The sequence below is a fragment of the Polynucleobacter sp. JS-JIR-II-b4 genome, from assembly GCF_018687815.1.
Lineage (GTDB): Bacteria > Pseudomonadota > Gammaproteobacteria > Burkholderiales > Burkholderiaceae > Polynucleobacter.
Map to the genome: position 1 here is coordinate 368,629 of NZ_CP061306.1, position 14,290 is coordinate 382,918.

Consider the following 14,290-nt stretch of genomic DNA (forward strand, 5'->3'; position numbering starts at 1 on the left):
GCTTAACATTGCTCACTATCTCTTGTAAATGATTTGAGGTTTGGTATAAAAATCTCGATTCCAACGCCCATGCTCTGGCATGCCAATGCCTGATTCTTTCCAGCCTAAAAACGGACCATTAACATTGAAGGGTGGTCTTGCTTTGTTAAGGGATAGCAGGCCTGCTTGTGCTTGCTGCATAAAATAATCTTGATTTGCTGGCATGGCTGAATAGAGCACTCCAAGTAAGCCTTGCTCTACACCATTGTGTAACGCAATTGCTTCTTCAAGATCCTGGCATTGACATATAGCAATGACTGGTCCAAAAAGTTCTTCAGTCCAAATGGGTGAGGTGATGCTGGGATTGATGAAAATGGTCGGCGTCATCCAATTGCCATTTTCAGAAAGGTCTTGTGGGGTCAATGCTATTGCTAGGGTTTTAGTTCCCTTGCTTTTCTCAAGCTCAATTTGATTTAATAAAAATGCTTTTTGCTCAGAGTTGATGATAGGCCCCATCTGAGTTTTGGAATCATGCGGACAGCCTATATTAAGTGCATCAATTGCATCCTTAAAAAGCAGAGAAAATTCGTCCGCTATAACTGATTCAACAATGATTCTTCGGATCGCAGTGCAGCGTTGTCCGGCAAAGCTAAAAATTGCACCCGCTAGATCCTGGGCGGCCTCCGATAAATTGGCATCACGTAATATGATTGCCGCATTATTTCCGCCCAGTTCAGCTTGCAGAGGTATCCCAAGCCGATGGGTAACGCTGGCTACTTTTTTCCCAACTACGAGGGATCCTGTAAATGAGATGGCTGTTGAGAATGGGGATTCAATGAGAGATTTACCCGTATGGGCCCCGCCCAAAATTAAGCCGATGAGGTGATCAAGATTGGCTTCTTTTAAGGAGTCCATCAACAATTCAGAAAGATGCGATGCAGGAAGGGCTGGCTTCCAGAGGGCAACATTGCCAAATCCAAGGGCGGGCCCTATTTTGCTGATAGGAATAGCAAAAGGATTATTCCAAGGGGTAATTAAAGTGACTAAACCAAGCGGATGGTAGCGCACATCGTGATTGGCAAAAGACTCTATATCGTCAAGAGTGGCGCAGATATTTTCAAGTAAATTAAACCCGTACTGGACTTCAGCGTTGGCATCATTGAGTGGCTTACCTAAATCAGTAATGAGTGTATCAACCCAAAGCTTCTCTTTATTCTTGAGAATACGAAGCCAATTTTTTAACTCTGCAGAACGAGTCTGAATGGATAATTTTTTCCAAGATGCTTGGGCATTGAGGACGTCTCTTCCAATAGCTTCAATTTGGAATGAGGTTTGTGGAATGACTTCAAACAAAACCTCTTCGACGTTACAGGGATTCAAGTGTTTCCAAGTCGAAGATGCATTCGCGAAGAGTGGAGTGCTCTCCCAATCCCGCATTAAATTTTTTGAGCTAGTGCAGACTGCCGCCCTTCCATCTAACCAATGCAATGTGGAATCCGCGTGCAGCGCATCATAAGATCCTACCGCATCTATAGGAATGATTACCTTTAGGCCTCTAGCATAGGCTCCCAGGGCTGCTTCTCTAATACATGCATGGGTGTATAGGCCCATCACTATTAAGGTGTGAATGCCAGCTAAATTGATGGCTTGATTTAATTCAGGTAGATCAAAAGCATTAAAGAATTGCTTTGTAAAGACGGGCTCATTTAAATGGGGTGCCAATAGTGGGGGAGGTTTTACTCCCACAGAGCCGAGTCGACAGGTTGATATAGAGTTGGTATGCCAATGCGGCATGGCATTTGAGCCGTCTTGGGCTACTACGGTATGGGTATGAAAAATAGGTATTGTGTTTTGACGTGCCCAATCAAGCAGAGCATGCATTGAAGCAATGATTTCAGACCTAGTGGGCATCAGATTAGGGTGATTGAAAAAATCCTCTTGAGCATCAATCACCAAAATTCCGAAACCCTTACTCATAGGGTTAGGCCTTGCAATTGCTGTCTTAAAGAGTGACCAACCTGTTCGCCAAATTCACGTGTGCCATAAGTTCCGCAGCCAGCAGGGGCAATATCTGAGGTGTAAATGCCTCTTTGTAATGTAGTCTTTACCGCTTGACGCAGAGCGTTATCGCCTTCGGGCCAATGGAAGCTCTCTCTCAGTAGCATTCCAAGAGAAAAGATTTGTCCTATGGGATTTGCAATATCTTTACCTGCGATATCTCGGGCAGCCCCATGACCTGTTTGGTATACACCATTACCAGCTGAATTAAAGTTGCCTGAATAGGATAGGCCCCGCGAGGCAAGTAAGAGTGAGGCGCAGTCTGCCAATACATCGCCGAATAAATTAGGGGAAACAACAACATCAAATTGAGACGGGTTTGCAATGAGTTGATAGACAGCGTTATCAATCTCATGTTGAAAGAGTGCAACATCTGAAAATTCAGCTTGCATCTGTTGCGCACATTCCCACCATAACTCAGAAATACTTGGAATCCCACCGGGTTTTAAAACCACATGAAGGCGTTGACGACGTTTATGTGCTAATTTAAACGCTACCTTCAAGATTTGCATAATTTGTGATTGTGTATAGGCAAAATTTTGGCTTGCAACGACTTCACCTTCATTTGTAATTGCTTTGGACCATTCGCCCTGATAAATTCCGGCCATGTTTTCTCGTACCATGATGATGTCAGTATTTCTCACTTGATTAGGGCGAATGGCACCTGATTCAATTAACTCAGGAAGGGGCTCAATAGGAGTGAACTTGCAGTAAAGTTCAAATTGTCTACGCATCTCATAGACAAAGCGTTCGCCGCCTGGGCCACAAAAAAGAGCGCCCTTTTGCAAAAAGATTGACTCACTAAAATCAATAATCTCACTCGACAAGCTAGAGCCATACTTTTCTTTGGCTGGGTACCCAATCAATCCACCCGTCTCTAGCTTAAACTCACGTTGCGTATGCAATTTCAAAATTTCAAGCAAACTGAGTGCCACTGAAACAACTTCGCTACCTACACCCTCGCCTATTAAAACTCCAATGACGTGTTTATTTTTAGGGTCAAACGAAGAAGGGGTGCCATCAATGCATTTTAATAGCTGACGATTTGATGTATGGCTAAACATGGCTATCACTTTTCATTAATATGCTGCCCAGGTTAATGGGTAAGATTCAATATTTTATCAGGACAGCTATTCCTATTCATTAGATTCACCAACTTTCGCTAATAGGGGCGTGTATTTAATGAGTTATTTTTATGGGGTTGGTATCAGCATGGCCTAAAAGTCGTGTCTTACAGGTAACTGATGAGTATCGATTACCAGTACGGCCAATAACTATAAGTTAAAAGATTTAACCTGCTGCCCACCAAATCAAATCCTTAAATACCACTTGAGGAAATCAATAGCGTGCGATGGCGACCTGTACACTTAATACAAAAGATAGGCAGTACAAAACTATTGGATTTCATCCCAAGGCTCAGAACTTTCAAGGACAGACTATGGTGGAAGGTGGTTATTACTGTGTCCCACAGTAAGGGATAAACGGTCGTTTGGAATACATTATGCAATCTTAAGTTTTGCCCAAACCAAAATGTTGATACTGGGATTAATAATCAGAGTAACTTGTTGGCAGCCTTAATGAGCCTTTGCTGGCGGATCAAAGCGATCGGTTTGGATTTTCGCTCACCCTTTTTAAAGTGTCTTTTGAACAAGATATCTTGACGTTGATAAATTTTGATGAACTGCTTCCAAAGAGGGAGCAGTACCCCTGGCTCAATTCCAGAAAATGCAGTGCAATAAATAGCCTCACCCTTGGCAACTAACTCATTGGTATAGGGGCTTCTGTCTTCGCGCAAACAATCTTCCTTTACTTTTGCGCTCACACCCATCCATAGCATGACTCCCAAAACCTTATTTTCACTAAGCAATAAGAGGTAATTATCGTTGCTGATACTGGCATAAAAAGTATGGATTTGCCGCATTGGCAACATCTGGTAACTTGGATCTCTGATTAATATCAACAGGATGATTCTTAGGGCTTCATCCTTGTTATTAAGACGAGCAAAGGTATAAGCAGGCAAATTTGAACTCACTTTAAGATGAGATATGGATTGAGTATTTAACTAAAGCAGTATATAAGTTAAGCTTACGTCAGTATTTGGTTCAACTTTGCATTTCTGAACTATGGCACCAAGCTCAGGAATAGGTATTCAAAGAAAATGATCAAATGAACCACCCCTTGTAAGCGGGTGGTTCTACCAATAGCTAGTGTGAGCGCACCAATAAAGAGGGTCAAGTACATCAGCGTCATATTGAGATCACTGATTCCTAGGCTCAAGGGTAAATTAAAGAAGATGGCAATCGCAGCAATCACTGGAATAGATAAGCCAATACTGGCTAGGGCTGAGCCGAGCGCTAAATTGAGGCTACTTTGCAAGCGGTTTGCTCGGGCTGCTCTGACTGCGGCTAAAGCCTCTGGTAGTAAGACTAATAGTGCAATAGCAATGCCTACAATCGTCTTGGGTGCTCCCGCAGCTTTCACGCCAGCTTCAATCGCAGGACTAAGTAACTCCGCTAAACCTACTACGACTATTAAAGACAAAATCAGCAGTGCAACGCTCACCGCCGTTTTGAGGTTGCTGGGCTTTAGCGCATGAAAATTAATATCTGTTTTTTTATCTTGCGCCTTAGGTAGGTAGTAGTCACGATGACTCACAGTTTGAAAAAATAAGAAGGCGATATACAGCACGAATGAGGCAATTCCAGCAAAGGCCAATTGACTCTTAGTAAAGTCTGGTCCTGGAGTGCTTGTAGTTACGATTGGCATTACCAAAATAAATGTTGCTAAAGCAGTTAGTACTGCTAAGGCAGAGTTAGCACCTTCATTGCGAAATGACATTTCATGGTGCTTAAGGCCGCCGATAAAAATACATAAACCAATCACGCCATTAATCACAATCATGACTGTTGCAAATACGGCATCGCGAGCAATGAATTCAGACCCGTCATGACCGGAAAGCATCATTGAAACAATGAGGGATACCTCAATAATAGTGACGCTGATAGCCAGCACTAATGCTCCATATGGCTCCCCAGTTTTATGTGCCACCACTTCAGCATGGTGAACTGCTGAAAGAACTCCACCGATGAGTATGACGCTCATTAGGACAATGAACCAAGTTTGGCCGCTAAGCTGGTGTAGAAGATTTAGCATAAGTATTTTGAATGAGGGATTTTAGAGAGTACTTAACGAGGTTGAGTGAAAAATATTGAATGCTATTAATATGTATCAGATTATCCATTTATTAAGACATCAAAAGGAAATTTAAAGAAAATGCAGGCAATTATCTTATTTGGTCATGGTGCACGTGATGTGCGTTGGCGTGAACCGTTTGATAGGCTAATCGATCTATGGCGACAACAACATGCAGGTATCCTTGTAGAGCTGGCTTTTCTAGAAATGATGCAACCCTCCCTAGAAGAGGCGGTCACAACCCTAGGAACTCAAGGGGCTACTGAAATTAAAGTAGTGCCGGTATTTTTTGGTCAGGGCGGTCATTTACGCAATGACTTTCCAGTATTGCTAGACGCTTGTAGAGACAAATTTCCCAATATTCATTTAAGCACGACGCCGGCTGTTGGGGAGGATTTGGCTGTCTTGCAAGCCATTGTTGACTTTGGGGCAAGAGCTCTTTGAATTGATGGCTGCGTCTTTAGTTTCGCTGCGCAGAGCTTCACCAACCATGATCAGTGCTGGTGAACTGCTATCAAACCAATCATCTGCTTTGCCGGCGGCTAATTGTGCAAGGGTACTGTCCCATAATCTTTCTCTAGATGTGCTCACCGCTTCTAATATTTTTACTGGCGTTTCTGGGCCATGGCTCTTGCCTAGGACAATCAACTGCCCAGCAATTTTGCTAGCATCTTTGCGCCCCATGTAATACACAAGGGTATCTGCGCTAGGATTTGAAATCGGCGTTCCAGCAACGAGATTTTCCCCTAATGACGCATTGGCTTGTGCCAGTGTTACGAAAGCAACGCTGCGAGAAATGCCACGTAAGGTGAGGGATTTCTCGATGCTTGCTGCGCCCGCTAGCGCTGCTGTAATACCGGGAACAACAGCTACTTCAATCCCAGCTTCTTTAAGACTATTGAGTTCTTCATCAGCCCTTCCAAAGAGCATTGGATCCCCACCTTTAAGACGCACAATAATTTTGTATTTTTGAGCTGCATCGATGAGGCGCTTGTTAATGAATTGCTGGGCTGAAGATAATTTGCCACAACGTTTTCCAACCGCCACTAAAACAGCTTGAGGACATAAATCTAGCATCTCAGGCTCTACCAAAGCATCATGAAATACGATATCTGCATCCGCTAACAGTTTGGCGCCCCGAATGGTAATGAGGTCAGCGGCGCCAGGGCCAGCGCCAACCAAATACACTTTACCGAGGATGGGTGGAGTTGTCATGATCTAGAAGTTCTGAGGTTTTTCAGTGCGAGGATGCAAATCACTGTGTTTGGTCAAGTAAAGTTCTTTTGTCGCGCCAACTATTTTGGGTGGTTACTGAATACAAATCAAATTGCTTGAGTGCTACCCCGAGATCTTGGTCGTTGCGTAGTGCAAAGCTATCAAAACCTACGCGTGCGCCTTGTAAAAGTTGATCAATCAGTACATCGCCAATCATACGAATTTCTTTTGTCCAACCCAAACGTTCGCGTAGAAGAGCGGCAGTACTAAAACTTCTGCCATCCCTGAAGAGTGGGAAATAGGCTGCGACCAAAGGCCAATATTGCTTACCCGCTTCGATCAGTTCAGCGTGTTTCAAAATATCATCGTCAGCTGCAAACCAAACACCAATCTGACCATTTTTTGCTTTAGCGATCACATCCATTTCATGGTGATGCTCAATCCACCAGACCAGGGGAACTAATACACCATGACTTACCAAATCAAGAGCAGGCAGGCCACCTTCATCTTGAGAGCCGTTCCATACTTGCCATTTATTTGAAGTAAGACTGGGATTGCCACCCTTAGGAAAAACTAAGACCTCATCATGGGATTGCACTAGGCTGGATGGGGTCGAATTAGCGTCACTCATCACACTGACTCCCCGGCCGATTTAGCATCTGCTTTTTCTTTCTTCTTGGCATTCTGATAAGCCGCCTCTTTGAAAGGAGCAACACCAAGGCGACGATAGGCCTGTATAAAGGACTCATCTTCGCTACGATGATTTACATAGGTATTAATCACATTCGTAATGACATCAGGAATTTCATCGGCGTAGAAGGAAGGTCCAATGACTTTACCTATCGAGGTATCGTTACCTTGCTCACCGCCTAAAGTAATTTGATACCACTCTTCACCATCTTTATCGACGCCTAACACGCCAATATTGCCTACGTGATGATGACCGCAGGAATTAATGCAGCCGGAGATGTTTAAGCTGATATCACCCAAGTCAAATAAGTAGTCCAAATCATCAAAGCGCTCCTGAATTGCTTTGGCAATAGGTAAGGACTTTGCATTGGCCAGAGAACAGAAATCGCCGCCAGGGCAAGCGATGATATCGGTTAATAAGCCAACATTGGGAAGGGCTACATTTTGCTTCTTAGCTTGTTGCCAAAGCTCATAAAGCTCAGCTTGCTCAACGTCGGCAAGCACCAAGTTTTGTTCGTGAGTGGAGCGTAATTCTCCAAAGCTAAATTTATCGGCTAAATCAGCAATCGCATTCATCTGTGCTGTAGTCGCATCACCAGGTGCAACGGTGCCATGAGGCTTGAGGGAAAGGATCACACTAGCATAGCCTGGCACCTGATGTGGCTTGACGTTGCGTTCTAACCAACGAGTGAATGCAGTTGCTTCCGCCTCAGAAACATTTTCTAAAATATGCTCAGTAGTCAGCATGGGCAGAGTCTTATAGGGAGGTTTAGTAAAGTGTTTGGCAACACGATCCCATTCAACTTGTGTGAAATTATCATCACTATTTTGAAGATGTAGCCACTCACCCTCAACCTGACGTGAAAATTCTTCTGGACCTAAGGCTTTTACTAAGATCTTAATACGGGCCTTATAAAGATTATCTCTTCTACCAAAACGGTTATATACGCGTAATAGAGCGGTGAGATAACTCGGCAAAAGCTGCCACGGCAATTCCGTTTTAATCAGCGAGCCCAAAATAGGGGTGCGACCCATGCCACCACCTGCATAAATATTGGCAGTTAATTCTCCAACAACATTTTTCTTGAGTTCGATACCAACATCATGGCACAGCATTACTGTGCGGTCTTCCTTAGCGCCATTAACTGCAAACTTAAATTTACGCGGCAAATGCGCGAATTCAGGATGTAGGGTTGACCATTGACGAAGTAGTTCACATATGGGGCGAGTGTCTACGTATTCATCTGCAGCCACTCCAGCAAATGCATCACTCGTAATATTACGAATACAGTTACCCGAAGTTTGAATAGCATGCATTTCAACTTTGGCAAGATCAGCCAAGATATCTGGTGTATCTTCCAGAGTTACCCAGTTGTATTGAATATTTTGGCGCGTTGTGAAATGACCATAACCTCGGTCATATTTCTCAGAGATGTTTGCTAGCGTCCTCAGTTGTTTTGAATTAAACAATCCGTAAGGAATAGCAACACGCAACATGTAAGCGTGGCGCTGATGGTACAGACCGTTTTGTAGTCGTAATGGGCGAAATGCCTCCTCCGTTAAAGTGCCATTGAGGCGCCGAGTAACTTGGTCACGAAATTGGGCAACCCGTTGATCTACAAGGGTTTTGTCAATATTGTCATATTTATACATAGCTTATGATTGTCTTAGATTTTCAATATTCCTTCAACTACTCAAAAGTCTGTTCTATATATCTAATACGATATAAAAGAATCAAATCCCAGTCTTTTTATAAAAAGTCTGCTTCAATAGCCTTAGAGGGGTAAAACCTCCAGGGTTTGAATTAAAAAACAATAGTGGAGACAAGAATGAAAAAATTACAGGCAATCAGCCTCGTTGCTAGTTTATTAGTCAGTACAACTCTATTTGCCGCCGATAGTGTAAAAGCACCATTGCCGCTTAGCGCAACTCCTGGGCAAGGATTTAGCCAAGCAGGTCTCAAGCGAATTGATGCATTTTTTGCTGATCAGATTGCCGCCAATAATATGGCTGGGGCTGTACTAGCGGTCACTAAAAACGGTAAGCTCACTATTTTCAAGCCGTATGGATATTTAGATAAGGCAAATAACAGACCTATGACGACCGATGCCATCTTTAATTTGGCATCGATGACTAAAGTCATGACTTCAGTGAGCGCCTTAACCTTCTACGAGGAGGGTAAGTTACCCTTAAATGCACCCATTTCCAATTGGTTGCCTCAGTTTAAGGAGATGAAGGTGGGACAAGTGGATGCTGATGGAAAATTAAGTGTAGTGCCAGCTAAAAATCCTATCACCGTGCAAGATCTCATGCGTCACACTAATGGCTTAACGTATGGTGGACGGGGTGCCACTCCTGTGCACAAATTGTATCCAGCTGGATCAGCACCAGCTGCAGTTCAATATACCGCCCAAGAATTTATCGATAAATTAGCTAGTAATCCACTTTTATATGAACCAGGAACTGCTTGGGATTATGGTTTTGGGCTTGATGTACTAGGGATTATTGAAGAAAAAATTGCTGGTAAACCTTTGGGTGCAGTGATGCAAGAACGTATCTGGAATAAAGTTGGCATGCCCAATACCACTTTTGAACTTGCTGAAAAAGATCGTATTCGTTTAGCGCAGCCTTTACCGCTAGACCCATTCACTGGCAAACCACAGAAGGTTGACATTCATACGCAGAAAGTGAAATTTGATTGTGGTGGCTCATGCGCCTACTCCACAGCTGGCGATTACATTCGCTTTGGTCAAATGTTGCTCAATGGTGGAAGTCTAGAAGGTAAAAGCGTCTTGGGGCCAGAGACAGTGGCTTTTATGACATCAAACCATCTTAATAAAGATATTAAAAACAATGTAAGCGGTACTGAGCCCGGTCGTGTAGGTTATGGATTTGGTTTGGGTGTAGCAGTTCGAACTGATAGAGGTTTGGCAGCAATTAACGGTAACGTTGGAGACTACACTTGGAATGGCGCTTATGGAACGATATTTTGGGCCGATCCTAAAGAGCAGATGGTAGTGGTAATGATGGGTGTGGCACCGGGAGAGATTCGGAAAGTGCACCGTGAGCAATTGAATGCCGTGATTTATGGCGCCTTAGAAAGATAAACTATTTGTCATGAACCTAAAAAAGTTTGTTAAGTCATGATGAGATGGTCTTAATTGAGTTTTGCTTTAGTCAGCGGACGTCTATCGAAAGACGTGTTGCATTCAGAATTAACTAGCCTTTGCATGCTAAGGCATACTAAGATCAGAATGTAGAATTTATGATTAATAAGCTTAATAGAATTAATAAATATTTTACCTAAAACCATCATGTTAGAGCTCGAAAATATTGAAGGATTTGAATTTGCTAGTAAAAAAACATCCTTAACTGCTGCTGATGGCACGCCTTTGTTATCGCCTATTGAGGGATTGATATTTCGGCCCATGAGAGCTGTTTCTCATGATAAGGGGTACCTTACTGAAATCTATAGAACGGATTGGGGTGTTACGGATCTTCCCTTGGTTCAAATTAATTCAACAACCACTTTTCCTGGGCAAGTGCGGGCTTGGGGCATACATCAAAATATCACTGATAGGCTGTTCGCATTGTCTGGCTCACTATGTGTGGCGGTTTTTGATGGCCGTAAGCACTCAAAGACCTATGGATGTGTAAACGAATTTTTTATAGGCGAGCACTCTCAAGGGCTAGTGCTCATACCTCCAGGCCTCTGGCATGGATGGAAAAATATCGGTAACGCCGAAGCCACTATCATTAGTATGCCGAGCGATCTATACAACTATGACGACCCCGATCGATGGGAATTACCATGGGATTCCTTAAAAGCAGAGCAAGCTATTCCATACCGATGGCCTGTTGGGGCTAACTCATAACGCTCTGCTTTGAAACAGCTGAATGCACTCTCGCAATCTATCGATCAAGAGGTCAATATACCTCTGGTTACGGTCATACTTTCAACTTACAACTGGAGTGCAGTTCTACCATATTCAATTGGAACGGTTTTAAATCAAACCTTTGTTAATTTTGAGCTCTTAGTAATAGGTGATGGCTGCACAGATGATTCGAAGCAAGTTGTAGAGAGCTTTCAAGACTCGCGTGTGCGATGGATAAATTTAACGAGAAATTCTGGTAGCCAATCAGGTCCAAACAATGAGGGATTGAGACAGGCTAGAGGCAAATTAATTGCATATCTTGGTCATGATGATTTATGGTCACAATATCATCTTGAATCATTGATTTCATTTTGTCGAGAAAAAGAAGATGTATTTGCATCAGCCGCAATCATCTGGTTTGAGGAGGATTGCAAAGTGCGATTTATCGGTGCTCTCAATGAGCTCATGGATAAGCCTAACTACGCCAATACAAGCGCAATCATGCATAGTCGATCTTTAATAGATCAAGTTGGTTTTTGGAAGGAATATAGTTCAGGGCAAAACTTTTATCCGGACTTAGAATTTTTCGCACGAATGAAGATAATTCAGCCAAAATTCATGATCGGATCTGTAAGTGTTGCAAAAGTTCCCGCGTCCTGGAGAAAAAATATATATAAGAGACTAGATATCACGCCTCAAAAGATTTTATTTGATGCGTTGGTTGAAAATCCCTTATTTCTTCGAGAGACTGCATTGGCTTTTTATGCGGCAAAAGATAACAGGCTTATTAATGCAGATGCTCTATGGCGAATGGTTAAACGACCTTTAGAATTTGTTAGACACACCATTGAAAATCTTCAATTACGTTATGTTCAGCAGCGCGCTGGGTACTCATCCCAAGATGAGGCCACAACTCGAAATCACTACGAAGAGTACCGCCGCTTTAAAGGCCTTGAATAAAGGGGGTTAACTAGGCGCTGTTTTAATGCCACCTTAGCTAGAGCTCAGAGAATTTTTTTAAGGCCGCAATCAACTTATTTTTGTTATGAATAAATTGGGAGTTTGCAACATTTGAATCATTAAGATTTTCAATAAAATTTAATAGCTTTGGCCATCTATCAAACGGATTTATTTTTGGAGAAAAACCATTTCCCTCAGAGCCCATAAAGAAATTATCTTGATGGATGCGATAAATTGCTAAAGTTTGGTGTAGGTAGCTAATTTTTTGATTTATCAGAAAAGCCCCCCAGACTAAAGGATTGTCGGCTCCTCGTTTCCATTCATTAGGCGATATTTGATCTAAAAGTAGGCCAATGATGCTGGAGTGAAAAATAAGGCCGCATGGGACTGTGAAAGGGTAGGTGGATACAAAATCATTGATCGTAGAACTATCGTTTTGTATTAAGTGTTTATTAAACCATTGCTCGGAGTACCCAGTTTCTTGATTCCACATTTTCAGATCGTGGCATAAGAATAAATCAACATCTATTTTTTTATTAATAAATAGTGCCAGTGTCTTCAGTTTATCGCGAAAAAAAATATCATCTGAGTCTAGCAAGCATATCCAGTTATGCTTGGCTGACTCAATGCCTGATTTGAAGGCAGCATATTGACCATCATTTTTTTTATGGAAGATCGCGGAAAAATTTGCGTGATGTTTGAAGCTATCTATTATGGATCTTGAATGGTCTGAAGATCCATCATCAACGGTAATGACTTCAAAATGACTGATGGGATAATCTTGATTAAGGGCGCTAAAAATTGCATCGCTAACAAAATCGGCGTAGTTAAAATTACAGACAATGATTGAGAATGTCGGTTCAGTATTTACATTTCGCACAATAGTTCTTGCAGAAAATTAATTACAGCTAGTTTGGGCGATTCAGGGCGGTTGCAATGCTATCTAGACTGATCTTGTCATTAGGCAAAGAAATCATTTCCCATATCTTTAAATGCACAATTGACATCGCCTCTTCAAAATCTAATTGATTATTCAGGTCTTTTTGAGATAAAAATTCTACATTCCAGTTAATTAATTTTACGGAATCGTTGGGTAATGCAGGCATTTCCTCTGAACTATCTTCACAAAGATTTACGGCATAGTCAAAATTTATTTCCTCATTAATTTTGTACTCTTTTAAATGATTGCAGAGCATATGCCCATTTGAATAGCCCAATTCATCAACGATTTTTTGCAAATGTGGATTAAATGTTGTTGCTTGTTGCTCAATCATTGAGTATCCAATGAATTTACGATTGCTGAGTGTTGAAGCAAATAAGTTTGCCATATCGCATAAGACCGAATTCCTTTTGCTAACAAAAAGAATCTTGTAGAAATGGAGGTAATCTAGCGGCCGAAAACCTAATTTCTCACTGCACTCAGAATTTCCATCCTTGGATCTAAGAAAATTTAGCGCTGGTATAAATTCACTTTCACTCTTAAGATTTAAAGGGGGCGCAGAGTTTAAATTGAAATAATGCGATAGATACTTACTCCTAAATGCAACTGTACGCAGTTTGGTAGAGCAAAAGCGATATTTTTTATTTTTAATGGCCGAAAAGAAAATAACATCACATATTGGACCTAAAATCTTTGGCATATCGAGCCATATCTGCAATAAATCAAAGCACGATTTATGTAAAAAAAAGCAGCTGGTATCCACATGATCAAGAGAGTTTTCTGTAGCTTCTTCAATGTAGAGATTCTCACCATTTTCATGATGAAAGGTCCTGAAGGAACAGATCACTGGGAAATGAGTTTCCTTCCATTTGGTGAACATGGTTTGTAAGTGATTTTCATAATACCAATTATCGGCATCAAGATAGGCGATAAAGTCATATCCTTCAATCTTTGCCAGTAAGCCCCCGAGACCACGTGGTGTATTGCCATTATCATCGTGAGCAGTTGGCAAGACGATATGTTTCGCATTCCAAGAATCAATCTCCTGCTGAGGGTAACCGTCAGCAATTAAAAAATGTGTGAATTCAATATCGATATTTTGATTGATTACGCTGAGGTGACATTGCCTAAGAGTCTCGATGGATTCCTGATAGTAGGGGGTAATTACAGCGATTTTCATAATGCTTCAGTTGATAATTGAATATTCAGTGTTTGAATTTGAAGTGTTGTAAATTGTAGATGATGGTCAGCAAGGTCTGGCGCTACCCGTTTATTACGCTTGTTTTACATATTCCCACATGATACTTGTAATATATCGGTGGAGTCCCAAATGTAAAATGATTTACGGAAGACATCCGCATCTGTTGGTTTTAAGAAGTTT

General features: G+C 41.9%; 13 protein-coding genes. 4 read left to right on the forward strand and 9 right to left on the reverse strand.

The features are described from left to right. Positions 1–15: 15 nt before the first annotated feature. From ICV90_RS01885 to ICV90_RS01900, 4 genes are all read right to left on the reverse strand, one after another. Positions 16–1,956: an aldehyde dehydrogenase family protein gene (locus ICV90_RS01885; RefSeq protein ID WP_215359230.1), complete on the reverse strand. Its 1,941-nt coding sequence runs from the start codon at positions 1,954–1,956 to the stop codon at positions 16–18. Beyond that, complete coding sequence (locus ICV90_RS01890; RefSeq protein WP_215359232.1) at positions 1,953–3,101, reverse strand: isocitrate/isopropylmalate family dehydrogenase; 1,149 nt, start codon at positions 3,099–3,101, stop codon at positions 1,953–1,955. Before ICV90_RS01890 ends, ICV90_RS01885 begins: the two co-directional genes overlap by 4 nt. Before the next feature lie 488 nt (positions 3,102–3,589). After that, the gene (locus tag ICV90_RS01895) at positions 3,590–4,069 is read right to left on the reverse strand and encodes a hypothetical protein (RefSeq protein WP_215359234.1); all 480 of its coding nucleotides are present in this window, start codon (positions 4,067–4,069) and stop codon (positions 3,590–3,592) included. Between the two features lie 89 nt (positions 4,070–4,158). Then, positions 4,159–5,190, reverse strand: a complete 1,032-nt coding sequence (locus ICV90_RS01900) for a calcium:proton antiporter (RefSeq protein ID WP_215359236.1) — start codon at positions 5,188–5,190, stop codon at positions 4,159–4,161. A 120-nt stretch (positions 5,191–5,310) separates the two neighbouring features. Here ICV90_RS01900 and ICV90_RS01905 point away from each other — a divergent pair, with 120 nt between their 5' ends. After that, positions 5,311–5,673: a sirohydrochlorin chelatase gene (locus ICV90_RS01905; RefSeq protein ID WP_215359238.1), complete on the forward strand. Its 363-nt coding sequence runs from the start codon at positions 5,311–5,313 to the stop codon at positions 5,671–5,673. On the opposite strand, the gene cobA is transcribed toward ICV90_RS01905, so the two are convergent. From cobA to ICV90_RS01920, 3 genes are read right to left on the reverse strand one after another with little or no spacing between them, the layout of a single operon-like run. Then, positions 5,596–6,444, reverse strand: a complete 849-nt coding sequence (cobA, locus tag ICV90_RS01910; RefSeq protein ID WP_215359240.1) for a uroporphyrinogen-III C-methyltransferase — start codon at positions 6,442–6,444, stop codon at positions 5,596–5,598. The two genes, ICV90_RS01905 and cobA, sit on opposite strands and share 78 nt — an antisense overlap. A gap of 40 nt (positions 6,445–6,484) precedes the next feature. Beyond that, the gene (locus ICV90_RS01915; protein ID WP_215359242.1) at positions 6,485–7,075 is read right to left on the reverse strand and encodes a DUF934 domain-containing protein; all 591 of its coding nucleotides are present in this window, start codon (positions 7,073–7,075) and stop codon (positions 6,485–6,487) included. After that, a complete protein-coding gene (locus ICV90_RS01920; protein WP_215359244.1) occupies positions 7,075–8,787 on the reverse strand; it encodes a nitrite/sulfite reductase in 1,713 nt (570 codons plus the stop codon). The genes ICV90_RS01915 and ICV90_RS01920 overlap by 1 nt, the downstream gene beginning before the upstream one ends. Before the next feature lie 176 nt (positions 8,788–8,963). On the opposite strand from ICV90_RS01920, the gene ICV90_RS01925 reads away from it, so the two are divergent. The 3 genes from ICV90_RS01925 to ICV90_RS01935 all read left to right on the forward strand — a co-directional run bounded on the left by ICV90_RS01925 (position 8,964) and on the right by ICV90_RS01935 (position 11,969). Next, positions 8,964–10,241 (forward strand): serine hydrolase, encoded by a 1,278-nt coding sequence (locus tag ICV90_RS01925; protein WP_215359245.1) that lies wholly within the window; start codon positions 8,964–8,966, stop codon positions 10,239–10,241. 207 nt (positions 10,242–10,448) lie between these two features. Beyond that, the gene (locus ICV90_RS01930) at positions 10,449–11,009 is read left to right on the forward strand and encodes a dTDP-4-dehydrorhamnose 3,5-epimerase family protein (protein ID WP_215359247.1); all 561 of its coding nucleotides are present in this window, start codon (positions 10,449–10,451) and stop codon (positions 11,007–11,009) included. A 9-nt stretch (positions 11,010–11,018) separates the two neighbouring features. Then, positions 11,019–11,969, forward strand: coding sequence for a glycosyltransferase family A protein (locus ICV90_RS01935; RefSeq protein ID WP_215359249.1), 951 nt, complete (start codon positions 11,019–11,021; stop codon positions 11,967–11,969). 37 nt (positions 11,970–12,006) lie between these two features. Here ICV90_RS01935 and ICV90_RS01940 read toward each other — a convergent pair whose 3' ends face one another. Then, positions 12,007–12,849 (reverse strand): glycosyltransferase family A protein, encoded by an 843-nt coding sequence (locus ICV90_RS01940; protein WP_215359250.1) that lies wholly within the window; start codon positions 12,847–12,849, stop codon positions 12,007–12,009. 28 nt (positions 12,850–12,877) lie between these two features. After that, on the reverse strand, positions 12,878–14,089 hold the full coding sequence (locus ICV90_RS01945; RefSeq protein ID WP_215359252.1) for a glycosyltransferase: 1,212 nt from the start codon (positions 14,087–14,089) through the stop codon (positions 12,878–12,880). Positions 14,090–14,290: the final 201 nt, after the last annotated feature.

What these genes read in the sequence shown, in the direction of transcription:
- ICV90_RS01885 (WP_215359230.1), bottom strand. Translation starts at nt 1,956, where the DNA reads ATGAGTAAGGGTTTCGGAATTTTGGTGATTGATGCTCAAGAGGATTTT.
- ICV90_RS01890 (WP_215359232.1), bottom strand. Translation starts at nt 3,101, where the DNA reads ATGTTTAGCCATACATCAAATCGTCAGCTATTAAAATGCATTGATGGC.
- ICV90_RS01900 (WP_215359236.1), bottom strand. Translation starts at nt 5,190, where the DNA reads ATGCTAAATCTTCTACACCAGCTTAGCGGCCAAACTTGGTTCATTGTC.
- ICV90_RS01905 (WP_215359238.1), top strand. Translation starts at nt 5,311, where the DNA reads ATGCAGGCAATTATCTTATTTGGTCATGGTGCACGTGATGTGCGTTGG.
- cobA (WP_215359240.1), bottom strand. Translation starts at nt 6,444, where the DNA reads ATGACAACTCCACCCATCCTCGGTAAAGTGTATTTGGTTGGCGCTGGC.
- ICV90_RS01915 (WP_215359242.1), bottom strand. Translation starts at nt 7,075, where the DNA reads ATGAGTGACGCTAATTCGACCCCATCCAGCCTAGTGCAATCCCATGAT.
- ICV90_RS01920 (WP_215359244.1), bottom strand. Translation starts at nt 8,787, where the DNA reads ATGTATAAATATGACAATATTGACAAAACCCTTGTAGATCAACGGGTT.
- ICV90_RS01925 (WP_215359245.1), top strand. Translation starts at nt 8,964, where the DNA reads ATGAAAAAATTACAGGCAATCAGCCTCGTTGCTAGTTTATTAGTCAGT.
- ICV90_RS01930 (WP_215359247.1), top strand. Translation starts at nt 10,449, where the DNA reads ATGTTAGAGCTCGAAAATATTGAAGGATTTGAATTTGCTAGTAAAAAA.
- ICV90_RS01945 (WP_215359252.1), bottom strand. Translation starts at nt 14,089, where the DNA reads ATGAAAATCGCTGTAATTACCCCCTACTATCAGGAATCCATCGAGACT.